The organism is Gemmatimonadota bacterium (genome assembly GCA_022560615.1).
GTDB lineage: Bacteria > Gemmatimonadota > Gemmatimonadetes > Longimicrobiales > Gaopeijiaceae > UBA1138.
Map to the genome: position 1 here is coordinate 24778 of JADFSR010000025.1, position 23769 is coordinate 48546.

Here is a 23769-nt window from a genome sequence, read left to right on the forward strand (position 1 = left end):
GGATTTACGCCGGTCGCGCTCGCTCCCGTCGAGCGCGGCGGCCAGCCTGGGGGACCGTAGCCTACGGGCGATTCGGGTGGGCGGCAAACGTAGCCATTGCCCCGATCGCAGACGGCCGTTTCGTTCTCGCTTCGACCAGGCTCTTCGCCGGCGCTCTCTTCGTCGCTGCGTGTGGCGGCGCCACTAGCCCGAACACTCCGCCACCCACTGGATGATGGTCCAGACCGGGGCGGCCAACCCGGACGCGCGACAGCTTCCGCTCACAGATCGCCTCATGGAGGAGGCGATGGAGCAAGTGATCACGCATGAGATCGGCCATGCGATCGGACTACCGCACAACATGGTCGCTAGCTCGTCCTACCCGGTCGACTCTCTTCGTTCACAGAGCTTCGCCAGCCGGATGGGGGTCGCGCCGACCATCATGGACTACGCGCGCCAGAACTACATCGCACAGCCCGGGGACGGATTACGGCCCGAGGACGAGCTCGGGACACTCGACGAATGGATCGTCGAGCGCGCGCACGATCGCATGTACAAGTACCTCCCTCAGGGCGGCCTCAGCGTGAGCGACCCACGCGCCCAAACGGAGGACATGGGTAGACGATCCGGTTCGAGCCAGCGAGTACGGCATGGCGAACCTGAAGCGCATCGTCCCGAAGCTCGTCGAGTGGACGACCAAGCCGGGAGAGGACTACACCGACCTCGCCGAAATCTACGGTGAGGCGTTGAGCCAGTGGAATCGGTACGTCGGCCACGTGCTCACGCTGGTCGCGGGCGTGCACGTCGACCTGAAGACGTCCGACGAGACGGGAGCCGTCTTCGACGGGGTCGAACGCGATCATCAGAAGCGCGCGATGGATTTGCTGGCGCCGCGAGGTGTTCACGGCACCGGTCTGGCTCAACGAGGCCGAAATTCTGGAGCGGGAGGCGAGGAAATAGGTCGTCGTCGCAGACTTCGGGGCTACGCCATCTAGGTTTATCCCCGCGAACGACCAGCTACGTCGATCTACGTAGTTGAGCGTGTGCGGTCCTGGGCGTATAGTGGTTGAGAGGCGGGTTGACCAAGGGGGAATGCCATGAGCGCACGGACACCACTCGCACGGGCCTTCGCCGTCACATTCGGCGTTGCACTGCTCGCGATGACGACCGGGTGCACTCAGGCGCTCAACTCCGGACTCGCCATCGTGGGCATCGACCGGGACGAGTCCTCGAACCCCTTCGGGAATTCAAGCCGAGCCGAGTCCCACGGGCAGTTCACCAGCACCTACCAGCACACACCAACGCTGGACCTCTGGACCGGCGTGTCGATCGGTCGGCCCTATTCCGTGGCGTCGAGCTTGTCGATCAGCCTCAGGGGCCAGAGCCCATCGGGACTGCAGAATTGCCAGGTCTTCCCGATGGGCCTCGCGCGCGTCCTGCCGATCGACAACGGCGTAAGTGGCACCCCGCTGCACGACTCCGGTGGCGTCCATATCGGTATTGCCGGTAACCTCGCGCCGTCGAGCACGCTGCTGGCGGGGGACGGACTCGGTTTTGCCCGGCAGGCGCTCAGCGCGAGCTCGCGCATGGGCACCGCGGGCAATGAGTGCGGGCAGTCGCTCTTCATGTACGTGCAACTCGGGTCCAGCCCAGGCACGCCGGTCAGCGTGCTACGCTAACAAGCCGTTTTTCCACGCCCTTTACCGCGGCCTTCTACCCCAGCGCCCGAGCCCTCTCCCGCAGCACGAACTTCTGGATCTTCCCAGTCGACGTCTTCGGCAGCTCACCGAAGACCACGGACTTCGGCGCCTTGAAGTGCGCCATGTTGTCCCAAATAGGTTCGGTAACACCCAGCGGCACCTAGCGGCCTGCCTCAGCCCTCAATACGTACTTCTCCCCTTCGTACACCCAGACCGGGCCATGGAGAATCTCGGTGCGCGGTCTCCTCGCCCAGACTGCGCAGTCCCTGAATCAGGAACCGAGTTGCTCGTTCGCTGAGAGGATTCAGGTCACAATACCGCTCGGCCAACTCAACTTCCCGTCGGTGATCGCCGGCCCCCCTCGCATCCCGGATGAGCGTCGCCAAGGCAACTTCAAGACCAGTCCAGATCCGATCGTTTTCGGACTCGATCCACCTGGACAACTCGCCACCGCTCGTGTCACGAAGCGACGAGAGGAAGGGCCCTCCGTATAGCCGGACCGCTGTCGCGTAGTCCTCGCTTCGTGTCGGACAGGAGTGCCTTCGTCTCAGGCCCTGATCGGTGCAGAGACAGTCGTCCGAGTGTTCTGAGACAATAGATCACGTCATCTCAATCCAGAGACGTGGTACAGGCGGAGGCAGGCAGTTTGTGCGTTTATCCGCGACCAAGCAACGCCTCACTTTCTCCTTACCGCCGAGCCCGCCAGCTCAACACTGTCTTCACTGTCAGCACATGATGTATGGAACGGCTGCTGCTAGGACGGTTGCGGGGACCACGAGTAGGGCGGACTCATGGCCTAGAGGCCTAGACCGGCTGCACGCCAGCAGGATCTGCCGACGATCACCAGGCCGTCCACGAAGACGTGGAATCATGATGGCGCGAAGACCCGCGTGGGGACCTCCACTGGGCGGGTGTCGTCCTCTCCCCAGGCCTGGAACGATCGGTTCCGTCCCCAGCAGTACAAGAATCCGACGTCCGAAATCGCACAGGTGTGATTCCCTCCCGCGGTGACGGACCGCGTGGACTTCTACTACATCGACCCCTGAGCCTAGAGTCCCTCTTCGGGTTTGCCGGGAAGGCTCTGAAGAGCCTTTTTCGGTGGAATATCCAATCATTCCCTCCCTGCAACGCCGTGGTGCTTAGGGAGCGTCGAGGATGGCCCTGGGATCACCAGATCGTCGTGCACACGAGGATGGACGGAAAGATTACCCAGCGCCTCGTCGCGCCAGACGAGGACCTTTCGGCCGCTTCTCCATCACTTCCGCCTGCCACAGACGACCCACCCAGGATCGGGTACTAGACTAGACTAGATCCCATCCACAAATTCGTAAGTTGTTGCAGGATAACGAGAAAGGCGCATCTGGCGCTCGCAATTTCGCGTGGAAAGGCGTAGGTTTGGTGTAAGAAAACAAGCAAACCACCCACCAGCAAGATCGGAGCAACTGGATGCGCCCAGTCTTTCCCGCCCTCGACCTCTTCCGAGGCGACAGCCTGCCCCACGAGCATGCTCGCGAGTTGGAAGTGATCGATCGGATCCTGTGTGACAACCCTACCATCACGCGACTGGTCTGGAAAGATCTGCAAGATGAGGAAGGTACGAAGCCCGATCGGCGAGGTCGGCCGGGCTTGAGCGCGTACGTCATCCTCCGGGCGGCCGTGATCAAGCAGATGAGGGGCTTCAGCTACGAGGAGCTGGAGTTCTGCCTGGCGGACTCGCTCACCTACCGGCGCTTCTGCGCCTTCACGCATCCGCTCGATGTGCCCCGCAAGTCGGCCGCTGGCCAAGAACATCAAGCGGATCTCCGAGGCGACCTGGCAGACGGTCAACCAGGTGATCCTCCAGTATGCTGAAGCCCAGGGAGTCGAGGACGGACGTAGGGTGCGCATCGACGCCACTGTCACCGCGTCCAACATCCATCACCCGCTGGATGGTGCCGCCGCGCCCGTCAATCGTAGAGATCGCGAGCCCCTACCTGTCCGGCCGAAAACACCACCCGCCTTCCGTCCGGTGCTGTTCCAGGGATCGGCATTAGAAGGATAAGCCCTGCTGGAGACCCCGATGACGATTTTGTAATCGGGCGGGTACCAGTAATGTAGTCGTGCAATCCCAGGGGGCTCATAGGCCAGTGAGCGCCCTCCGGTAGCAGCTCCCCAGCGTGCGCCTTTTGGTTGGCGCGCCTGAGAACTAGGAATCAAGCGCCCGCGCCCGCTCCCGCAGCACGAACTTCTGAATCTTCCCAGTCGACGTCTTGGGCAGCTCCCCGAAGACCACGGTCTTCGGCGCCTTGAAGTGGGCCATGTTGGCCCTACAGAAGTCGATGACTTCCTGCTCCGTCACCTCGGCACCCTCCCGTAGCTCGAGGAACGCGCACGGTGTCTCTCCCCAGTGGTCGTCAGGTCGCGCCACGACCGCGGCCGCCGACACCGCAGGGTGACGATACAACACGCTCTCGACCTCGATCGACGAGATGTTCTCGCCACCCGAGATGATGATGTCCTTGGACCGGTCCTTGATTTCGACGTAGCCGTCCGGATGCATGACGGCGAGGTCACCTGTGTGGAAGTACCCGCCCTCGAAGGCCTGCTTCGTGGTGTCGGGATTCTTCAGGTATCCCTTCATGAGCACGTTTCCGCGCATCATGATCTCGCCAATCGTCTCCCCGTCGGCCGGCACCGGCTCGAGCGTCTCCGGATCCAGTACGGTCAGCTCCTCCTGCACGGTGTAGACGACTCCTTGCCGAGCTTTCAGCCTGGCCTGTTCCTCCAGCGGCAGCTCGTCCCATTCGGGGTGCCACGCGCAGACCGTGTTCGGCCCGTAGCACTCGGTGAGGCCGTACGCGTGCGTTATCTCGAAGCCCACACGCCCGGCTCGATCCAGCACCGCGGCCGGGGGGGCGGCGCCCGCCGTCATCATGCGAACCTTGTGCGGCAGGGCCTCACCCCGCTTCTCAGCTTCTGTGGTGACCATGTTGATCACGATCGGCGCGCCGCACATGTGCGTGACGCCCTCGCGGCCAATCAGATCGAGGATCGCACCCCCGTCGACCCCGCGCAGGCACACGTTCGTCCCGGCCACGGCCGCGATCGTCCACGGAAAGCACCAGCCGTTGCAGTGGAAGAGCGGCAGCGTCCACAGGTAGATCGGACCCTGCGGTAGCGACCAATCGAGCGCGTTGCTGAGCGCATTCAAGTACGCGCCGCGGTGGTGGTAGACGACGCCCTTGGGATTCCCCGTGGTGCCCGAGGTGTAGTTCAGTGCGATCGCGTCCCATTCGTCTGTGGGGCGTGACCAGTCGGCGCCAGGATCGCCTTCCGCGATCAGCTCTTCGTATGACACGTCACCGAAGCTCTCGACAGGCTCGATCGCATCGTCTTCGATGAACACGACCGTGGGCGACGCCTCGGCGATCCGGAGCGCCGCTGTAGCGACCTGCGCGAAACTCTGGTCGACGACGAAGAAGCGCGCTTCCGCATGGTCGAGGATGAACGCGACCATCTCGGCGTCGAGTCGCGTATTGATCATGTTGAGAACCGCGCCCGCCATCGGCACGCCGAAGGAGACCTCCACCGCCGGTGGCGTGTTCGGGCACAGCACCGCAACCGTGTCGTTCTTCTCCACGCCCCGCCGCCGCAGGGCATCCGCAAGAGCTCGGCACCGACCGTACGTCTCAGCCCAACTCCACTCCTGGCGGCCGTACCGGATCGCGCACCGCTCCGGATACACCGCTGCCGTACGCCGCAAGAACGACAACGGCGACAGCGGCACATGATTCGCAGACCGCCGCTCCATATCGAGATCGTACTTGCTCAATTGCTCCTCCTATTCCTCAGCCCCTCAGCCCCTCAGCCCCTCGGCCTACAACGTCGGGGGCGCGCGTCGCGTGTCTTTCCGAAGCGACATCGCGTTCCGGCGGGGGGCGGGGACCGGGGAAAGGAATGCCTGAGCGAAGGAAAGACACGCGACGCACGCCCCCGAACTCACCCACTAGTCATGATGAAAAGAGGTTTCTCCCCGAACGTCGTGTACTTGGGTCGCAGGCGCTCCGTCTCATAAAAAAGCTCGACGTCCACAACCTTTTTCGTACCCATCACCGCATCGATGGGCACGTGCCGGTACACGCCGTCTCGGACCGCCACGAGCACGCCGCTCTTCCCCTGCCCGACCAGGTCGAGCGAGAGATTGCCGAACGCCATCGGGACGATCGAGTCCAGAGCGTCGGGCTCCCCCGAGCGGACCAGATACCCGAGCCGCTGGTTCACGGTATTGATGAGCTTTCCGTCGTTGAAGCGCGGTGACAGCTCCTTGATGCGCTCGGAAAGCCGATCGCCGATGCCGCCCAGCCTCTTGTGGCCGTACTGGTCCTTCTCCTTGTCGGAGAAGACCATGTCGTCGTCTCCCGTCATCGTCGCGCCCTCGGAAACGAGTACGACCGAGTAGCGACTCGGATTCCGGCGCCGGTCTTCGACCAGCAGCTCCGTGAGGCGCTCGGCATCGAACGGGTACTCCGGAATCACGCATCGGTCCGACGCCCCCGCCATCGCGGGCACCAGCGCCGTGTACCCCGCGTACCGTCCGAAGACCTCTATGACCAGAATGCGTTCGTGGGATCCGGCCGACGTGCGCAGCCGGTGAGTGAGCTCGATCGTGCGGGTCACGCAGGTGCTGAACCCGATGCAGTAGTCCGTGCCCGGAACGTCGTTGTCCATCGTCTTCGGGATCGCGATGACGTTCACGCCCTCCTCGTGCAGACGATACGCGTACGAGAGCGTGTCATCACCGCCGATCGGGATCAGCGTATCGACCCCCAGGAAGTCGAGGTTCTTCAGCACATCGTTCGTGACGTCGTTGATCTCGTCCGGGTACCGATCCCGTAAGTGTTGTGGCACGAACGCCTTGGGCAAATGGCTGGGCCGGGTGCGCGACGAGTGCAGGATGGTGCCCCCCGTGCGACCTGCCGTGCGCACGACTTCGGGCGTCAGCTCCACCACTGCCACAGAGTTGTCCGCGTCCGGATCGGGCACGAGGTCCACCAGGCCGCGCCACCCGCGGCGGATGCCGAGTACCCGGTGCCCTTCCCGGACCGCGCGGAGGGTGACCGCCCGCACGGCAGGATTCAACCCCGGCACGTCTCCACCGCCCGTCAGGACGGCGATAGTGCCCTTTGCGCTCATACGCCGTTCAGGGCGGTCATCCAAGCGCCGATCGCGCGAGCGAAGTACCCCGGACTGAAGAGCGTCCACTCCTCCATCCCCTCCGGCAGCCGGTACTCCTCGCCGGCCTGCTCTGCGGTCAACCCCCGCTCGATCGCCCGCCTGGCCGCCGCTTCCACGTCGTCGAGCAACTCGATGTACGCGCCCACCGCCGCGTCGTCCGCTAGCGGTCCGTGGCCTGGCACGTAGGTGGTCGGCTCCCTGCGTCGCAGGACCCGCACATTCTGAGACAGCTGGTTGGGTACCGCGTCCACGTAGTTCGGGAACATCCCGTTCCAAACCAAGTCGCCGCAGAAGACCACGGACGGATCGGCGATCTCGATGCTCACGTCGGAGTCAGTGTGTCCCCTGCGAGGCACCACGAGCAGCGACCGGTCACCGAGGTCGATCTCGGTGGGTCCCCCTCCGCCGAGCAGCTCCACACCTTCAAGCACGTCCGCAGGAGCGTTTCTGTTCCGCTCCAGGATCGTGTCGCGTGTCAAAGCGGTCGCCAGCATGACGACGTCCGTACTCTCCGCTGCGCCCCGCAGACCTCCGGTGTGATCCCCGTGATGGTGGGTGAGAATGACGTGCGTGGGTGGCCGCCCAACGAGGCGCATCGCCTGTTGAGCCATCCAGCGGGCTCCTTCGTCGGATGCGAAGCTCTCGATGACGACGACGCCCGCCCGACCCGCGACGATGCCTCCGTTGCAGAGCGTCGTGCGATCCTCGAGCGGGTTGGAGACCAAAGCCCAGATGCCTGCGCTGATCTGTTCCAGCCGCCCCCACGACTCTGAAGCGACCACCGGAAAGCGCTCCTGCCGACTCCACAGAGCGCGCGCCCACAGCGGTGACGCAGCAGCCATGATGCCCATGTGGGCGGCGCACGACGTGGTGCGATCGAGGAACTCGCGCCGTGTGTAGCTTCGGTAATCTCCCAAAACGACCTCCAGCTCAGTGTGAGCCGCAACCTATGGCTCCGTTGCCGCACTTCGCGAGACCAGCAACAGAAGACAACGGATACAGCGGTGCTCGCTTGGGGACACCGGAACGCACACTTTGACAGCGTCCCGGGAAGTGCAGCTGTCTTCTCGGTGCCTTGACGTTGATCCGTAGCCGATGGAGGGCTCTCATGCGGATAACCACACCAGTGCTCGCAGCCGTAGTGACACTTCTGCTGCCCGGACCCCCAGCCGTGGCGCAGACCGATACGGATCCCGCGCTTCAAGAGTGGGAAGTCCCTTATGCGCAGTCGCGTCCCCGGGACCCGATGGTCGCGCCGGACGGACGGGTGTGGTTTGTCGGCCAGGTGGGCAACTACATCTCCGTGCTCGACCCGAAGACGGGTGGCTTCGAGAAGTTCGACATGGACGAGAGCGTCAATCCGCACAATCTGATTGTCGACGTCGACGGCATGGTCTACTACTCGGGCAACCGCGCGAGCCACATCGGGAGACTCGACCCAGAGACCGGAGACGTCGAGAAGTTCATGATGCCCGACGAACGCGCACGTGATCCGCATACGCTCATTTTCGACTCCATGGGCGACATATGGTTCACTGCGCAGAACGGCAACTTCGTCGGTAAATTCTGGACTGAGACCGGTGAGATTCGCCTGCTCGAGACACCCTCTGCGTCCGGCCGCGGTGGTCGCATGGGGAGCAGCCGGCCGTACGGCATCGTCATGGACTCAAGAGACCATCCGTGGATCGCGCTGTTCAACACGAACATGATCGCGACGGTGGACCCTGAGACGTTCGAGCTCGAGACCTTCGAACTGCCGGAGAATGCGCGGCCACGCCGCATCGCGATCACTTCGGACGACGTGCTCTGGTACGGCGACTGGACGCGCGGCACGCTCGGCCGCCTCGACCCCGCGACCGGTGATGTACAAGAGTTCCCGCTCCCGGGCGGGGAAAGTTCGCGTCCCTACGCCGTGGTCGCGGACGACTCCGACCGCATCTGGCTGGTCGAGACCGGTCCCAGACCGAACAACTTCGTGGGCTTCGATCCGATGACGGGCGAGATCTTCAGCCAAACGCTCCTCGAGAGCGGCGGCGGCTCGATCCGTCACATGTACTTCGACGCTGAGACCAACTCCATCTGGTTCGGTACCGACACGAATACGGTGGGACAGGCCAAGCTTCCGCCGCGGAGGCGCATCGTCTCGTACTGATGCGTCTGCGCTTCGTGGTTCCAGCCGTGATGAGAACGGGCCTCGCGGTTGCTGTCGCGGCGGCCACGACCCTCACGGCCGAAGCGGCCGCGCAGGACATCGAGTACCCGGCGTCATTCGACCGACTGCTCCAGGATCTTTCCGTGCTCGCGCACGACTCCATGGAGGGACGAGCCTCGGGGACGCCAGGCAGCGCGCGCGCGAGGGTCTTCCTGATCGAGTCGCTGAAGTCCATCGGGGCAGCACCGATCGGCGAGAGCTACGAGCACGGCTTCGAGACCGCCAACGCACGCGCGGTGAACATCATCGCGACCGTGCCGGGTCGAGACGCGACGAAACGGTACATCGTGCTCACAGCCCACTACGATCACCAAGGCGTGCGAGGCGGCGTCGTTTTCAACGGAGCCGATGACAACGCCTCAGGGGTCGCCGCGGCGCTCGCGATCGCACGCGACGTAGTGGCGAGTCCGCTCGGCGCTACACTCGTGATCGCGCTGGTCGATGCCGAGGAGGAAGGATTGCTCGGGGCGAAAGAGTTCGTGGCACAACCTCCGATCCCTCTCGGGCAGATCGTGCTGAACGTCAATCTCGACATGGTCGCCCGCACAGCGGGCCTGCTCTGGGCAGTGGGCGCGCACCACACGCCTGCGCTTCGACCTGTGATCGAGGAGGCGACGGCGAACGCCCCCGTGACCGTGAGGCAGGGACACGACCGCCCGGGCGCCCCGGAGGGCGCGAACTGGACCAACTCGTCGGACCACGCGCCCTTCCACCAAGCCGGAATCCCCTTCGTGTACTTCGGAGTCGAGGACCACGCCGACTATCACCGTCCCACTGACGACTTCGAAAACATAGACCCCGTCGAGTACGTCGCGTCGGTCCGGACGATTCTGACCGTGATGCGCGCGCTGGACGAGGCCCTCCGATGAGCGAGGCGAAGCCGCGGTTCAGCATTCCCCATCCTCTCGTTCTGCTCGCTGGCTGCGTGATCCTGGCGGCGGCGGCGAGTTACGTCTTGCCCGCGGGCCAGTTCGACCGGTCCGAAGACGAGGCGACCGGCCGCTCGGTCGTGGTCGCGGGCACGTACCACGCAGTCGAGCGCGCCCCCGTCAACCTCTTCGATGCGATGGTCGCGCTACCCCGTGGCATGGCCGAAGCCGCCGAGGTGATCTTCCTGGTGTTCCTCATCGGTGGGGCATTCACCGTGGTCGACGAGACCGGTGCGCTCCGGCGGGGCGTCACGTCGCTGGTGCGCACGCTGAGAGGTCGCGACCTACTGGTCATCCCCATCGTCTCGATCTTCTTCGCCACAGGAGGTGTGGTGGAGAACATGCAGGAGGAGATCATCCCGCTGATCCCCGTTCTGCTCATTCTGACCCGCACAGTCGGCTTTACACCGCTCGTCGCGGTCGCGATGAGCGCCGGTGCGGCATTCGTGGGATCGGCGTTCAGCCCCATCAACCCTTTCCAGGTCCAGATCGCACAGAAGCTGGCAGAGCTTCCGCTCGGCTCGGGGGGACTCTTCCGCGGGGTCTTCCTGATCCTGGCGCTCGCGCTTTGGATCGGCATGACGATGCGCTACGCATCACGGAAACGGCGGGAGCCGGAAGTCGTCGAGGATTCGAGCGACGCCGGGATCGGAGGCAAAGACTGGGTGATCTTCGGGCTCATCGCCGTGACGTTCGCAGTGATCGTGATAGGCCTCCTGCCGCGTTGGGGCTGGGACTTCAACGAGATGTCTGCCGCCTTCTTCATCATGGGCGTGGTGATCGGCCTACTCGCGGGCATGGGCCTGACCGGCACCGCCGAAGCGTACGTGCGGGGCTTTCGAAGCATGGCATACGCCGCACTGCTCATAGGCTTCGCGCGCGCGATTTTCGTCGTGCTCGAAGACGGCCACATCGTCGACACGATCGTGCACGCCATGTTCACGCCGCTCGAGGGACTGCCGCTGATCGCCTCGAGCCTGGGAATGATCGTCGCCCAAACCGCGATCCACGTGCCCGTGCCGAGCGTGAGCGGCCAGGCTGTCCTCACCATGCCCGTCCTCATTCCGCTCTCTGATCTACTCGGTCTCTCACGGCAGGTCGTCGTGCTCGCGTATCAGTACGGGGCAGGCCTTTGTGACATCATCACACCGACCAATGGGGCGCTGCTGGCGATGCTCGCTGCGGCAGGAGTGCGCTACGAGGAGTGGATCAAGTTCGCGATGCCGCTCTACTTGGCACTCGTAGCGCTTGGAGCACTCTCCATCGCGATCGCCATCGCGATCGGGCTGGCTTGAGCCAGCGGGGCACCCCCCCTTCCGATCACCCTCCTAGGCCCGGCGCCCGGGAAAAGCTGCACAAAAACGTCTGGGTCGCGACCGGGACGAGCTTCCTCACGGACGTCTCGAGCGAGATGCTCGTCAACGTCCTGCCGCTCTTCCTCGCGAACGTTCTCGGAGTTCGCATCTGGACGGTCGGGGTCATCTACGGTCTTGCCGACACCGCCTCCAGCGTTCTCAAGCTCTACTCGGGATGGCTCTCCGATCGGCTGCGCGCCAGGAAGTGGCTGGCGGTCGCCGGATATGCAACCTCCGCGATTTCCAGGCCGTTCCTCTACTTCGCTTCCACATGGGGCGCGGTCGCGGCAATCCGTTTCGTGGACCGCGTCGGCAAGGGGATCCGCACCGCACCGCGGGATGCCCTGCTGGCAGACTCCACCCCACCGGAGCGTCGGGGCTTGGCGTTCGGTCTACACCGCGCAGGCGATAGCGCGGGAGCGGTCGTCGGCCTGCTGGTCACGATCTGGGTCGTAGCAAATGCCCAGGGAGCCAATCCGATGCTGTCCGAAGGGACGTTCAGGACTCTCGTGCTGTGGAGCCTAGTCCCCGCGTTCCTGGCTGTCGTCGTGTTGGCCGTGGGCGCGCGGGACGTTGCCTTGCCGAGGGAGCGTGCACGTGCTGGGCCCCGGATCCGCATCCGCGGGCTCGGGAGGGGCTTTGCAGCGTTCGCCGCATGCTCGGTTCTGTTCGAGCTCGGGAATTCCGCGGACGCGTTCCTCGTGCTACGAGCGCAGGAGCGCGGGCTCTCCGTCCTGGGTGTGCTGTGGATTCTCGTGGCGTTCAACGTCGTGTACACGACCATCTCCGGTCCGGCCGGCTCACTCGCTGATCGAGTACCGCGGAAGTGGGTCCTCTTCGGCGGATGGCTCGTCTACGCCATGGTGTACCTGGGCTTCGCTGCCGCGCGCACCCCCACACATATCGCCGTCCTCTACACCGTGTACGGGGCGTACCACGGGCTGGTCTCCGGGGCCGCCAAGGCGCTGATCGCAGACCTCGTGCCTCCTGAGCTACGGGGGACCGCGTACGGAAGCTACGCCGCGGTGGTCGGCCTCATCAGCCTCCCGGCCTCATTGCTGGCGGGCGTGCTGTGGCAAGGCGTCGGGCCTTGGAGCGGCTTCGGCGCCGCGGCGCCTTTCGCGTTCGGCGCCGCCACCGCGGGCCTCGCCGCCATCCTACTCGTGTGGACCGTTCCCAGCCGACGATGAAGCAAGCACCGATCCCCGTTGTCGCGGCGGTAGTCCGGCGGGGCGGCCGCTATCTGGTCGGACGTCGGCCCGCGCACAAGCGACATGGCGGCCTGTGGGAATTCCCCGGAGGGAAAGTCGACGCCGGAGAGTCGATGTTGGAAGCCGCGAGACGCGAGCTCGCCGAAGAATTGTCGGTCTCGACGAACGGCATCGGACGGACGCTCTTCTCCTCTCGCGACGGCGACACCCCCTTCGAGATCCACTTCGTGGAGGTCGAGATCGAGGGCGAGCCAGTCCCACACGAGCACTCAGAGGTGGCGTGGTTCACACCGTCGGAGCTCGGAAGGTTACCGCTCGCCCCGGCCGACGCGGCGTTCGTCAGAGAGCTCAACAGAGGGGACTGACGCTTCCAACGCCCTCAGCAGATCGGCGGACCGCGCCTTCGGGATCTCACTCTTCAGCCCGTCGACGGTAGCGGCTCCCCGGCCTACGAGGTCTCCGTCGTAGCGCAGCGCCACAGGACCACGGAGTTCTTGCTCGAAGTCGATCGCCTCACGGAGTGCAAGCCGGAGCATCCGCTCGTGATCGATGTCGAAGGCTCGCTCCCGCACCGAGTCTCCGAGCCATCGCAGAAGATCGTTCGTCGGGCGTGGCCGATCCCTCGAGTCGAAATCGACCGCTCGGAAGCCGACCGAGATCGGCCGCCAGGCTCCCTCTCGCCACGGACCTTCTCGCCAGGCGTCGAGCGGCCACTCGCCCAGCGAGTGCAACCATAAACGGCCGCCACGCTGGATCCACGCGAGGTCGACGAGCTCGCCTCGATCGACGCCGAACCGCTGCTCGAGGTCCTCGCATGCCGTCCGGACATGGTGCGCAGGATCGAGGCCGTCTCCCGGGAAACTCGCCGGCACCGGAGTCCACCCGTCATCGAAGGATCCGTCGGCTGTGGTGGAGCCATCGTCCAGCCGGCGCAGCTTCGCCAGGAAGAGTCCACCGGAGTCGAAGTGGTGCGGATAGATCCGCGCTGCACCCTCCAACCGGGCGTCGTAGCGGGCTCCGGCGAACGACGTGAGTCCGGGCGCGTGTGGTACCGGAAGCGTGATCGGCTCGACCTCCACGGGCTGGCTCTTCAGGACTTCGTCGACGACGGCCTCATTCTCCTCGGGAGCGAAGGTGCACGTCGCGTAGAGGACCGTGCCGCCCGGGCGAACCAGTCGGATCGCCTTCTCGAGGAGGGCCCGTTGAGCCGCCCTCACGTAGCGGCCAAAAGAGGCCGACTGCCGGGGCGCCTTGCCGCCGCTGCGCCGGAGGGTGCCTTCCCCCGAGCATGGAGCGTCGACGAGGACACGGTCGAAGAGCGGCCCTTCGGGGAAGTCACGGCCATCGCTCGCGACCACGAACACGTTCGGATGACCGAGTCGATAGACGTTGCCGAGAAGACCGCGGATCCGGTTCTCGCTGATCTCCGACGCCACGAGACACCCCCTGTCCTGCATCAGATCGGCGGCATGCGTGGTCTTGCCTCCCGGCGCCGAGCAAAGGTCGAGCACGCGCTCACCGGGCTGGGGGTTCAGCACTGGCGCCGCGACACCGGTCGAAGCTTGCTGCACGTAGAAGAGCCCGAGCCAGTGCTCCAGCGTCAGAGAGACCGGTCCCGGTCCGGATTCGACTTCGAAAAAGTGTGGAAGCCCCTCTTTCGGTCGCAGCACGAAGCCGCGACCCGCCAACCGATCGAGCAACGCATCGGGGCTGATCCGGCCGGTGCGTACGCGCAGCACCGTCGGCTCGGGGCGCTCCACGGCGGCCGCGAAGTCGGCCCAGTCAGAGATGATCTCGCGGTACCGCTCGAGGTCTACGGTCTGCGCGCGCTCCAGACGCACACGGCCCCGTCCGCGGCCTCGCCTAGAGCGAGAGACCGCCCTCGTCTCCCTCGTCTCCCTCTGCTTCCTCACGGACGAGCGTCAGGATCGCGGCCTGCGGCACGACCAAGTAGTGATCGCCGTCGAATGTGATCTCCACGGCCGCGCGTCGGAAGAAGATCGCGTAGTCCCCGATCTGTGCCTGCACCGGCAGGTAGCGCGGCTCCGGCGCCCCGATCTTCCAGGGCTCGTCATCGAGCTCGGTGGGGGCGGAAAGCGCATTACCTGGACCCGTCGCGGCAACGGTACCGCCCTGCACCGCCTGGTTGTCCACAGCGGTGGCGGGAAGATACAATCCGACTTTCGTTCGGTCCTCACCCTCTTCGGGCTGAATGAGAACCCTATCGCCGACGACGATCAGCCTCTTCTTCTTCTTCCGTTCCGACATCATCATCCTCAGAAAGCGTGGGGACGAAGGCCGCGACAACGAGCCGGCCCGGCATGCGAGTTGAAAGGTCGGGATCGGAGGGCGCCGCCTCAAGGGGCTTAGCAGCCCGTGGTAGAAGTACAGTGGGCCGCGCGCAGGGGTCTCGCGAGACCTGGAGTAGGCACGACGACGAGTCGTAGTTGTTCGGGCACCGCCGCCGAAGGCGGTGGTCCGAGGAGGAGAAACGACCTCCAGGGCCGCGACCCCCCTGCGCCCGACACCGAGTGTGACATACCTACCGGTTCGTGGGTTACGGTGGCACGGCCCCATCTCCGTCGTTGGAGCGCCTAGCCGTAGCGACGGCTATGGCGTCGTCGCCCCGCGACCCACGCTACGCGCGGGTGCCCTCTGGAGCCGTGGCACCCGGGGACCCGTGCGTAGCACGGGTGGCGGCCCGCTGTACTTCTACTACGGGCTGCTAGCGAGTGGGTCGGTGCTTCCTCATCTTGATGCGCGCCTCGCGCGCCCGGGAAGCGACCCCTCCCGCCGTCACCGCGAGCAAGCGATCAACCGAGAACGACTCGACCGCCAGCGACCCCATCGCCACGGCGTGTCTGAGTGCCTCGTCCATCGCGGTGGGGGCAGGCCAATCGCGCGCGAGCGTCGCGACGAGACCACCCCCGAAGGCGTCGCCGGCGCCCGTCGGATCCTTCACCTCCCGAGGTCGCGGGGCCGACACGGCGATCGCGCGATCGTGGCCAAACGCAATCGCGCCCTGGTCGCCGCGCTTCACAACGACCCACGAGCAGCCTTCTTCCAGGATCGGCCGAATACCGGCGGCTTGATCTCCGTCGCCCAACAGCAGCGCCTCTTCCTCGTTCAGTAGCAGGACATCGGCGCTGCGCGTCAGCAGACGCAGGTCGTCACTCCGATCCCGAATCCAATGCGTCATCGTGTCGAGCACGACGAGCGCGGGTGCGCCTGCATTGGCAAGCACCGATGCCTGGATCGATGGGTCGGTGCTCCCCAAGAAAAGGGCGGCCGGCCCCTTCCGGTCCCCCGGAACCTCGGGGGTCTCGGCGAGAGCCGTTTCGCGATTGGTGGACAACGTCTCCCGGTTCCCGTCCGGACCGTACCGGACGTGCCAGCGGAACGTCTCACCAGTGTGGCGCGACAGTCCGCCGACGTCGATACCGGCTTCGCTCAAGCGCGTGAGAAAGCGTTCGGGAAAGTCCTCGCCCACGACGCCGACGATCGCCACATCAGCCAAAACACGAGCGGCCGCGGCGAAGTACGGGGCGGACCCTCCGAGAACGTCGTGGGCCACTTCCCCGGCGGACTCGACCGTGTCGAGCGACACGGTACCTACGCCTAGGACGGAAGGCCGCTTCTGGATCACACGAGCATCCCGGCGAACGCCGCCGTGAGCAGAGCCGCCAGCAGGCCGGCGAACATCGCCTTCACGCCCAGCTTCGCGAGGTCGTGTCGTCGTTCTGGCGCGATCTCTCCGACGCCCGCGACCGTCATCGCCACAGAGCCGAAGTTGGCGAACGTCGCGAGCGCGTAAATGGCGATGATGAGCGACCGCTCGTCGAGCGCCGCACCCGCGGCGAGCACCGCCTCCAGTTGCACGAAAGCAACGAACTCGTTGAGCACGAGGTCCACCCCGATCATCTGACCCACCAACCCTGCGTCCGACCACGGCACGCCGAGCATCCACGCCACGGGGGCGAACAGCGACCCGAGCATGCCGTCGATGGTGAGGCTCTCGAAGCCGGCCAGCCCCCCCGCCCAGCCCACGACCCCGTTCGCCAATGCGATCAACGCGACGAAAGCGATCAGCATCGCAGCCACGACCAGCGCGAGCCGCAGCCCCTCCGCGGCCCCGCGCGCCGCTGCGTCGATCACGTTCACATCCGGCCTTTGCGGCTCGATGTCAAGCGTGTCGGAGGTCGCGGGTTCCCCGGTCTCGGGAACGAGCAGCTTAGCCATCACCAAGGCGCCAGGCGCCGACATGATCGAGGCGGCGATCAAATGTCCCGCGGCTTCGGGCTGATACGGGAGCATCATTCCCGCGTACGCGGCGAGGACGCCTCCGCTGATGGTTGCCATTCCCGCGGTCATGATCGCCATGAGCTCCGACTCCGTCATCTTCGCGATGAACGGCTTGATGACGAGCGGAGACTCCATGAGGCCCACGAAGATGTTCGACGCGGTACAAAGCGTTTCGGCGCCCGACGTACGCATGGTCCGCTGCATCACCCACGCAGCACCCCGTACGACCACTTGCATGATGCCGAGGTGGTACAACACCGTCATGAGGCACGCGACGAAGATGATGTTCGGGAAGATGCGGAAAGCGAAGAATGCCCCGGTTCGTGCCACCGCACCCGGCGTCGCGGTGAAGTTCTGGTTCGCGTCGAGGGTTCCTATGGGGACGTTGTCCGAGACGAGGTTCCCGAAAACGAACCGCCCCCCCTGCTCCGCGTAGCCGAGCACCGCGCGCACGAGACCGTTCATCCATTCAAAGAACGTCACGCCGAGCGGTGTTTGCAGCACCAATACCGCGAACGCGAGCTGCAGCCCGAGCCCCCACCCAACGACACGCCACGAGATTCTGGCCCGATCGGTGGAAAGGGACCAAGCGATGGCGATCAGCAATATGGCACCGACCAGCGCGCGCAGGCGCGCAGGCGTCGCCGCCGCGAAAGAAGGATCCTGAAAGAGAAGCGCGAGGCCGCTCACCGGCCGCCGAGCTTCTCCGTCGCCACCCCGTTGGCCCCAGACCCCGAGAAGAGGAGAGCGGTGAGCTGCGGCCCCTCGTCCTGGAGTCGGATCACCGCCGTGTAGTAACCGGTCAACACCTGGTCGCCCGCCGGTAGTGTGTAGCGCCCCATGCAGAAGCTGATGCGCTCGCTGACGTCGAAGTCGAGGATGCTCATGTTGAGGTCGCCGACCGCCGGCAGCAACCGCTCGAGCGAGTACGCCGCGTTCGTCTTCCCGACCACGGGCACATCCCACGGCAGGCGGACGACGGCACCCGGAGCGAGCATCGATACTGCGCTCTCGAAGTCATCGTTGTTCCACGCGTACCGAAACTCTGACAGATAACTGTTCGCGGACAAGTACGCGTCGACCATCCACTCAGCGCGCTCGTCTTGACCGTTGAGGGCACGCTCCCCGTAGCGCGCTCGAATCGAGTCCAACGTCAGGTGCGGGGGCTCCGGGGAGAGCAGATCACGCCGTGTCGGGACACCCGAACCCCCGAACGCCAAGTACATCTTCGACCGGATCTGCCAAGTGAAGTGGTCGCGTTTCGCGATGGTGACGTGAACGCCGCGGTGATCGCCTGCGGGCTGGGACGAATCCGTCTCGTAGCGCCCGTAGATGAACGCCATGAGCCCCGACACGGCAAACTCATCCCTCCACGTCTCGATCCCAGAGATCTGTGGCAGCTGCCAGTCGGCGTACGCAAGCACGGCGTTCCGGCCCTGAAGGAGCTGGCCATCCGGCGTGACGAGCGTCACGTCTTCGGAGTATAGGTCAGGCAGGTACTCGCGGTTGTCCCGTTGCCACACTTCGCTGAAGCGCAGCATCAGTGAGTCCGTGCCCTGCAGCGCGTTCGCGCGGAACTCGAGCTTGTACGCGGCGAGCGCGCGCCCATCCCCCCCGGGAAGCGCACTGGAGAGTCCCGTAGTGCCTTGCGTGAGGTCTGAGGTGTTTGCACCGGCACACGCGGCCAGAGCCGCGAGGAGGGTCGGGGACAACACCGCGAGGAATCGTCGCGCTGGAATTCGATGCAAGGCAGGAAGTCTCCTTCGGGAAGGGCGGACCGTTGCGCTCGCGAGTCTAGACACCCGCGTCGCGAGGATAGCTGACTCTCACGTCCCCGTCGGAGGCCAAACAACGTAGGGGACGGGATCCTCCTCAGGAACCGCGTAGTGCGCCCTCACGAATCCAACTCCAGAATGAGCGCGTTCGCCCCGCGTAAGCGAGCTCCAAGGACGCGACCAATCGTGGCCTGGAGCTTCACTGCGATCACCGGGTGGTCGGCGCTGAGCTCCAAGAAGGATTCATGCGACAGCTCGAACAGTTCGAGCGGCTCGCTAGCCTGAACCGCCGCCGCGCGCGGCAAGCCGTCGAGAAGCGCCATCTCCCCGAAGATCGTACCCTGCGCGAACGTGGCCAGGCGGCGACGGCGGCCCTCTCCTGGGATCGGTATCGACACGTCCACGCTACCCCGCGAGAGCAGATACATGGACCGCCCCGTCTCACCTTCATAGAAGACGAAGTCGCCGGCGTCGAAGTGGCGCGACTCGAGGAAACGGACGAGGATCTCACACTCCTCCTGGTCCATGCCCCACGACTCGCCGAAGTCCGCGAGCGTCCAGCCGCCGGGGCGTTCCTCTCCAGCTCCGATTTTCATCAAAAGCCCCTCCTCGAAGTACTCCAGCGCTTCGTCCGTGCTCTCGAACAGGCGAGCCTCGGGAACACCGTTCAGGAGGAGGTCCTCTGCGATCTCCGCCCTGAGGCCGCCTGAAGTCACGTAGCTGAACGCGAGCGTCGCACCGCGGGAGCGCAGCCGCTGGAAGGTCTGTCCGAGCACCTTGTATCCCGTGGCGTCGACCGTGCGCACGCGCTTCAGGTCGAGCAATACGAACTCGGCACCCTCGTCAGCGAGGTCTTCGGCGCGGGTCGCGAGCGCGTCACAGGAACCGAAGAAGATCGTGCCCTCGAGCTCGATGACCGCGATTCGGTGTCCTTCAGAGCGCAGCAGCTCAGCGAGGTGCTCGGGTCGCTGCTTCGCCGAACGAACCGCGGAACCCAACCGCACGCGGCGGATCGGCGACCGGCTCATCTCGGCTACGAAGACGAGCACCGAGAGCGCAACGCCCGCGCCGACCGCAGCAACCAGGTTGACGAACACGCCGACCGCGACCACGAACGCCATCTGGCCCACGGCCAGGTAGTTGTCCATGACCTGCTCGGCATCGGTCCTCATCGCTTCCTTGATCTGGCCGAGCGTCCAACGGTCGAAGAGCCCGGACGCGATGACCATGATCAGCCCAGCGATCGCAGCTTTGGGGATCAGTGCAAGCGGGCGGGCCAGAACCACCACTAGCAGCAAGACGACGATGGCGTTCACAACGCCGGAGGCGCGAGAGCGGCCGCCGGCGCTGTAGTTCACCGCAGCACGCGCGAGAATGCCGGACGTCGTCAGACCGCCGAAGAAGGCGGCCGCGGCGCTTCCGAGGCCCTGGCCGATGAGCTGGTTGTTCGCGTCGAACCGTCGGTCGGCGATGCTCTGGTAGGTCACGAGCGTGATGAGCGACGAGATGGAATCGAGCACGGCCATCGCGAGCGCCCCACTGAGCACCAGCCCAAGCAGCGTGAAGTTCGCGCTATCCGCCAGCGCGGCGAAGATGCTCCGGGCATACTCGGGTCGCGGAATCGCCGATGGCAGGCTCTCGAATACCGGGCCCAGCCTGGCGCCGGGCATGACCGTCTCGAGCAAATGGTACAGAAGCGTACCCACGAGGAGCGCCACCACCGGCACGATGGCCTTCGGCAAGAACCGCCCACCTTTCCACGCGACAGCCGCGGTCGCGGCCGCCACCGCGGCCGTCGCCGGTTGGATCTGGCCGAGGTCTGCGAAGAGTGAGACGACGCCGTCGTTTACCACGCCGAGAAACGGCCAGAGCTGTCCGTAGATCAGCAGCACCGCGGTCGTATTTCGAATGCCGGCCACAACGGGATACGGCATGAACCTCACCAAGGCACCGACGCGGAAGGCCCCGAGGAGAATCTGGACGCTTCCACTGATGAGCACCGCGCTGAACGCGAGCGCCAACAGCAGATCCACCGACTCGGGCGACGACATGTCGAAGCGGCCGGTGGCGATCAACTGGCTCAACAGCGCCGCGAACGCCATCGAAGTCGTCGCCTTGGGCCCGGAAATCATGCCGGGTGCGCTGCCGAAGAGCGCGGCCATGAGTCCCGCCACGATCGAGCTGAACATGCCGGCGAGTATGCCTTGCCCCGTGTACGCCGGCCCGAGCGGCGCGAAGGCGATCACACCCGCCGCCACGTTGCCCGTGATCGACACGACGGCGGACGCGATGCCTCCGGACAGATCTCCCGGTGTGACGCTCGGGTTCCGAGTTCTTGTGGACATCACGGAGTCGTGGGGGAGCGGGCGGACGGCACCCAAGATGTCACACTGTCAAAACCATGGCGAGGCGACCCATTGAATCGGTAACATGTGGCGGGAATTTGGCAGCTCCCTACGAGTGTCCCTCGACTTTCCCTCTCCAGGAGCAGTCCGTGGCTTCGTTTCCACCCGTTGCCGATGCACCTCTCTGGCCTGGGCTCGATCGCGACTTTCATAGCGCGTTGATCCAGGAAGGACTCGCCCCGGACGGTGTGGCGCTACGTCACCGGGCAGAGGCGCGGTTTCTGTACGCAGAGGGCAAACCGTTCCTGCTTGGGCCGGCACAGATGGTGGTACCGGAGATGGCGGAGCCGCTACGCCGTGTGACGCGCACTTACCATCGGGCCATCGAAGCGATCGTGCAGGCATCCGTAAGCGACGAGGCGGTCCGCAACGCCCTGTCGACGCCGCCGGCGCTCGCCGAAGACCTCGCCGCAGACACCGATCCGGCGAACTGCAAGGTCCACATCTGCCGGCTCGATCTCCTGCCTGATCCGGACGGCGGGTTCTGGATCGTGGAGACCAACGCCAACTGCCCCGGCGGCTTCGTCTTCTCCGGCATCTGCAACCGGGCCTGGCGGGAGTTCCTCGAAGAGCGGGGCCACACGCTTCCGCCGCCGCTCGAGCACGAGGAGATGGGCTTCATGGCGAACTGGTTCCTGCGCGTGATCCGGCACGACACCGGGACCTCACCCGACTTCCTCGCCCTTCTCCGTGAGGAAGGAGGAAATCGCCTGGAGCTCACGGACTTCGCGAAGCACGTGGCCTGGCACGATATCGAGTGCGCCGAAGTGGACCCGCGAGAAATCGAGTACGATGGGACCGGGACCCCGACGGCGCGCGGCCGCCCTCTGACGCACGCGTATCAGAAGCTCGGCATGCAGCTGTTCCAAAGACTCCGCGCAGAGCTCGAGCCCTTCGTGGCTGCGGTCCGCGATCGCGCACTGTTCGTGCAGAACGGACAGCGCGGCCGATGGGTGGGCGACGACAAGCTCTGTCTTGCGATCATCTCGGATCCGGCATTCCAGCACCTCTTCGACGTGGACGATTGGGACCTTCTGCAGAAGCACGTGCCCTGGTCGAGGAATGCACGCCTGCTCGACGACGAGTGGTTGGAGGCCGTGCGCGGTGAACGCGCACGCTACGTACTCAAGCGTGGCCTGGACACGCGGGGCGAGGGCGTCCTGGTCGGGGAGGGCATGGAGCAAGACCATTGGGACGCGGCGCTACGAGTGGCCGTCGAAGAGGGTTGGTTGGTGCAGGAGTTCCACCCCACCACCTGGATCGAGCGCGACTTCGACTCTCCGGACGTGCAGAGGCACGACCTCGCGCTCGGCGCGATCAACGGCGAGCTGACCACGCTCTTCATGCGGAGCAGTAGCGAACTGCGCGTGAACATGAGCCGCTCGGGTCGCATGCATCCGGTCTTTCTGGGGGTCTAGCGGCCCGTGGGTGCGTCGCGTGTCCTTCCTGCGCTCAGGCATTCCTTTCCCCGCTCCCCGCCCACCGCCGGAACGCAATGTCGCTCCGGAAGAACACGCGACGCACCCACGGGCTACTGGGGAGCGGAACTGGCCGGGCGGTCATCGGGTTCGGTAGCACATGAAGACCATGCGTTCTTTCCTGCTCACCGTACTCGTCGCGGGTACGACCGCGTGCGGGGATGAAACGGTCGCTCCGCTGGATGATGGGGCGACCATCGCGCTGTGCGACCTGGCAGAGAGCCTCACGGCTCAGGGCAGCTTCCCCGACGCGATTCCAGCGCTCACCGAGCCGGCGCTTGTCGGCGCCGAGTCCGCGGATTACCTCGTCGACTCGGACCGGGTGCTCGGGCTCGTGGTCGACGGCGAGGCACGGGCGTATCCGCACAACATCCTCTGGTGGCACGAGATCGTGAACGACCGATTCGGCGACCTATGGATCTCGGTGAGCTATTGCCCGCTCACGGGGTCGGGGCTGGCGATGGACGCGACGATCGACGGCCGCAGGGTCGAGTTCGGAGTCTCGGGCCTACTCTTCGCCAACAACCTCGTGATGTTCGACCGGCTCTCCGAGGACCTTTTCGGGCCGCAGCTATCTGCAACCGGAAAATGCCAAAGCTTCGCGAACGCCGTACCCGACCGACATCCTGTGCGCGAGATGAGTTGGGGTGCCTGGAAGGATCTCTACCCGCTGACCCGCGTCGTGAGCGACGACACCGGCTACTCGCGCAACTACCGTTTGTACCCGTATGGCTCGTACGACGATCTGGACAACTCGGACTTGCTTTTCCCGCAGGTTCCGGATGACACGCGGCCTATCAAGGAAAGGGTGCTGGGCATCCGGACCGGAGAGTTCTCGGGGCGCGCTTATCCGTTCGGGGAGCTCGCCGCCCGAGGTAGCACCGTCGCGCTGAACCAGAACGTCGGCGGAGAATCCGTGGCAGTCTTCTACTCGGCAGACGATGGGGAGTCTGCGGTCGCGTACCGTCCGACGGTGAACGGTCAGACGCTCACGTTCGAGGCAGACGGCGACATGTGGCGCGACCTCGAGACCGGGACGAGTTGGAATCTCGCCGGCGCCGCCGTGGATGGACCGCTGGCGCCGGCGCGGCTCGAGCCGGTTGCCGAGGCGTACGTGGTCTTCTGGTTCGCATGGAAGCACTTCCAGCCCGACTCGGAGATCTGGCTGGCGAACTAGCAGCTAAGGTAAGGACTCATCTCCTCGACAAC

21 protein-coding genes and 1 pseudogene are annotated in these 23769 nt (G+C 65.2%); 11 read left to right on the plus strand and 11 right to left on the minus strand.

Annotation, left to right across the window (positions count from 1 at the left end; genetic code table 11):
- The first annotated feature begins 211 nt into the window (after positions 1 to 211).
- The 3 genes from IIB36_13840 (at position 212) to IIB36_13850 (ending at position 1658) form a co-directional block, all read left to right on the plus strand.
- A complete protein-coding gene (locus tag IIB36_13840) occupies positions 212 to 721 on the plus strand; it encodes a zinc-dependent metalloprotease (protein ID MCH7532821.1) in 510 nt (169 codons plus the stop codon).
- A complete protein-coding gene (locus IIB36_13845) occupies positions 630 to 974 on the plus strand; it encodes a zinc-dependent metalloprotease (protein ID MCH7532822.1) in 345 nt (114 codons plus the stop codon). The genes IIB36_13840 and IIB36_13845 overlap by 92 nt, the downstream gene beginning before the upstream one ends.
- A 102-nt stretch (positions 975 to 1076) precedes the next feature.
- Positions 1077 to 1658, plus strand: coding sequence for a hypothetical protein (locus IIB36_13850; protein MCH7532823.1), 582 nt, complete (start codon positions 1077 to 1079; stop codon positions 1656 to 1658).
- Between the two features lie 194 nt (positions 1659 to 1852).
- Here IIB36_13850 and IIB36_13855 read toward each other — a convergent pair whose 3' ends face one another.
- Together IIB36_13855 and IIB36_13860 are read right to left on the minus strand one after the other, a co-directional pair.
- On the minus strand, positions 1853 to 2275 hold the full coding sequence (locus tag IIB36_13855; protein ID MCH7532824.1) for a hypothetical protein: 423 nt from the start codon (positions 2273 to 2275) through the stop codon (positions 1853 to 1855).
- A 272-nt stretch (positions 2276 to 2547) separates the two neighbouring features.
- Positions 2548 to 2694, minus strand: a pseudogene (locus IIB36_13860) (hypothetical protein).
- Positions 2695 to 3125: 431 nt separating this feature from the next.
- On the opposite strand from IIB36_13860, the gene IIB36_13865 reads away from it, so the two are divergent.
- The gene (locus IIB36_13865; protein MCH7532825.1) at positions 3126 to 3530 is read left to right on the plus strand and encodes a transposase; all 405 of its coding nucleotides are present in this window, start codon (positions 3126 to 3128) and stop codon (positions 3528 to 3530) included.
- Positions 3531 to 3864: 334 nt separating this feature from the next.
- Here the strand turns inward: IIB36_13865 and IIB36_13870 are convergent, their stop codons facing one another.
- The 3 genes from IIB36_13870 to IIB36_13880 all read right to left on the minus strand — a co-directional run bounded on the left by IIB36_13870 (position 3865) and on the right by IIB36_13880 (position 7810).
- The gene (locus tag IIB36_13870; protein MCH7532826.1) at positions 3865 to 5490 is read right to left on the minus strand and encodes an acyl-CoA synthetase; all 1626 of its coding nucleotides are present in this window, start codon (positions 5488 to 5490) and stop codon (positions 3865 to 3867) included.
- Between the two features lie 167 nt (positions 5491 to 5657).
- A complete protein-coding gene (locus tag IIB36_13875) occupies positions 5658 to 6851 on the minus strand; it encodes an ATP-dependent 6-phosphofructokinase (protein MCH7532827.1) in 1194 nt (397 codons plus the stop codon).
- Entirely contained in the window at positions 6848 to 7810 is a 963-nt protein-coding gene (locus tag IIB36_13880) for an MBL fold metallo-hydrolase (protein MCH7532828.1), read from the minus strand. Before IIB36_13880 ends, IIB36_13875 begins: the two co-directional genes overlap by 4 nt.
- 191 nt (positions 7811 to 8001) lie before the next feature.
- On the opposite strand from IIB36_13880, the gene IIB36_13885 reads away from it, so the two are divergent.
- The 5 genes from IIB36_13885 (at position 8002) to IIB36_13905 (ending at position 12965) form a co-directional block, all read left to right on the plus strand.
- Positions 8002 to 9045 (plus strand): lyase, encoded by a 1044-nt coding sequence (locus IIB36_13885; GenBank protein ID MCH7532829.1) that lies wholly within the window; start codon positions 8002 to 8004, stop codon positions 9043 to 9045.
- A gap of 29 nt (positions 9046 to 9074) precedes the next feature.
- Positions 9075 to 9974 (plus strand): M28 family peptidase, encoded by a 900-nt coding sequence (locus tag IIB36_13890; protein MCH7532830.1) that lies wholly within the window; start codon positions 9075 to 9077, stop codon positions 9972 to 9974.
- Positions 9971 to 11329 carry a YfcC family protein gene (locus IIB36_13895; protein MCH7532831.1) on the plus strand — a complete coding sequence of 453 codons (1359 nt, stop codon included), beginning with the start codon at positions 9971 to 9973 and terminating at the stop codon, positions 11327 to 11329. The genes IIB36_13890 and IIB36_13895 overlap by 4 nt, the downstream gene beginning before the upstream one ends.
- Positions 11330 to 11445: 116 nt before the next feature.
- A complete protein-coding gene (locus IIB36_13900) occupies positions 11446 to 12579 on the plus strand; it encodes an MFS transporter (GenBank protein ID MCH7532832.1) in 1134 nt (377 codons plus the stop codon).
- Positions 12576 to 12965, plus strand: coding sequence for a (deoxy)nucleoside triphosphate pyrophosphohydrolase (locus tag IIB36_13905; GenBank protein MCH7532833.1), 390 nt, complete (start codon positions 12576 to 12578; stop codon positions 12963 to 12965). Before IIB36_13900 ends, IIB36_13905 begins: the two co-directional genes overlap by 4 nt.
- On the opposite strand, the gene IIB36_13910 is transcribed toward IIB36_13905, so the two are convergent.
- From IIB36_13910 to IIB36_13935, 6 genes are all read right to left on the minus strand, one after another.
- Positions 12909 to 14441 (minus strand): RsmB/NOP family class I SAM-dependent RNA methyltransferase, encoded by a 1533-nt coding sequence (locus IIB36_13910; protein ID MCH7532834.1) that lies wholly within the window; start codon positions 14439 to 14441, stop codon positions 12909 to 12911. The two genes, IIB36_13905 and IIB36_13910, sit on opposite strands and share 57 nt — an antisense overlap.
- 22 nt (positions 14442 to 14463) lie before the next feature.
- Entirely contained in the window at positions 14464 to 14868 is a 405-nt protein-coding gene (locus tag IIB36_13915; protein MCH7532835.1) for a co-chaperone GroES, read from the minus strand.
- Between the two features lie 457 nt (positions 14869 to 15325).
- Positions 15326 to 16246, minus strand: a complete 921-nt coding sequence (locus IIB36_13920) for a sugar kinase (protein MCH7532836.1) — start codon at positions 16244 to 16246, stop codon at positions 15326 to 15328.
- Complete coding sequence (locus IIB36_13925) at positions 16243 to 17532, minus strand: NupC/NupG family nucleoside CNT transporter (protein MCH7532837.1); 1290 nt, start codon at positions 17530 to 17532, stop codon at positions 16243 to 16245. The genes IIB36_13920 and IIB36_13925 overlap by 4 nt, the downstream gene beginning before the upstream one ends.
- A 56-nt stretch (positions 17533 to 17588) precedes the next feature.
- A complete protein-coding gene (locus tag IIB36_13930; GenBank protein ID MCH7532838.1) occupies positions 17589 to 18650 on the minus strand; it encodes a DUF4440 domain-containing protein in 1062 nt (353 codons plus the stop codon).
- A gap of 146 nt (positions 18651 to 18796) precedes the next feature.
- Positions 18797 to 21022 carry an SLC26A/SulP transporter family protein gene (locus IIB36_13935; protein ID MCH7532839.1) on the minus strand — a complete coding sequence of 742 codons (2226 nt, stop codon included), beginning with the start codon at positions 21020 to 21022 and terminating at the stop codon, positions 18797 to 18799.
- 149 nt (positions 21023 to 21171) lie between these two features.
- On the opposite strand from IIB36_13935, the gene IIB36_13940 reads away from it, so the two are divergent.
- Positions 21172 to 22500 (plus strand): hypothetical protein, encoded by a 1329-nt coding sequence (locus tag IIB36_13940; GenBank protein ID MCH7532840.1) that lies wholly within the window; start codon positions 21172 to 21174, stop codon positions 22498 to 22500.
- 160 nt (positions 22501 to 22660) lie between these two features.
- The gene (locus IIB36_13945; protein MCH7532841.1) at positions 22661 to 23737 is read left to right on the plus strand and encodes a DUF3179 domain-containing protein; all 1077 of its coding nucleotides are present in this window, start codon (positions 22661 to 22663) and stop codon (positions 23735 to 23737) included.
- Positions 23738 to 23769: the final 32 nt, after the last annotated feature.

Coding starts and splice junctions, on each gene's coding strand:
- IIB36_13840 (MCH7532821.1), top strand. CDS start 212: ATGATGGTCCAGACCGGGGCGGCCAACCCGGACGCGCGACAGCTTCCG.
- IIB36_13945 (MCH7532841.1), top strand. CDS start 22,661: ATGAAGACCATGCGTTCTTTCCTGCTCACCGTACTCGTCGCGGGTACG.
- IIB36_13845 (MCH7532822.1), top strand. CDS start 630: ATGGCGAACCTGAAGCGCATCGTCCCGAAGCTCGTCGAGTGGACGACC.
- IIB36_13865 (MCH7532825.1), top strand. CDS start 3,126: ATGCGCCCAGTCTTTCCCGCCCTCGACCTCTTCCGAGGCGACAGCCTG.
- IIB36_13905 (MCH7532833.1), top strand. CDS start 12,576: ATGAAGCAAGCACCGATCCCCGTTGTCGCGGCGGTAGTCCGGCGGGGC.
- IIB36_13935 (MCH7532839.1), bottom strand. CDS start 21,022: ATGTCCACAAGAACTCGGAACCCGAGCGTCACACCGGGAGATCTGTCC.
- IIB36_13915 (MCH7532835.1), bottom strand. CDS start 14,868: ATGTCGGAACGGAAGAAGAAGAAGAGGCTGATCGTCGTCGGCGATAGG.
- IIB36_13900 (MCH7532832.1), top strand. CDS start 11,446: ATGCTCGTCAACGTCCTGCCGCTCTTCCTCGCGAACGTTCTCGGAGTT.
- IIB36_13850 (MCH7532823.1), top strand. CDS start 1,077: ATGAGCGCACGGACACCACTCGCACGGGCCTTCGCCGTCACATTCGGC.
- IIB36_13875 (MCH7532827.1), bottom strand. CDS start 6,851: ATGAGCGCAAAGGGCACTATCGCCGTCCTGACGGGCGGTGGAGACGTG.
- IIB36_13890 (MCH7532830.1), top strand. CDS start 9,075: ATGAGAACGGGCCTCGCGGTTGCTGTCGCGGCGGCCACGACCCTCACG.
- IIB36_13885 (MCH7532829.1), top strand. CDS start 8,002: ATGCGGATAACCACACCAGTGCTCGCAGCCGTAGTGACACTTCTGCTG.
- IIB36_13895 (MCH7532831.1), top strand. CDS start 9,971: ATGAGCGAGGCGAAGCCGCGGTTCAGCATTCCCCATCCTCTCGTTCTG.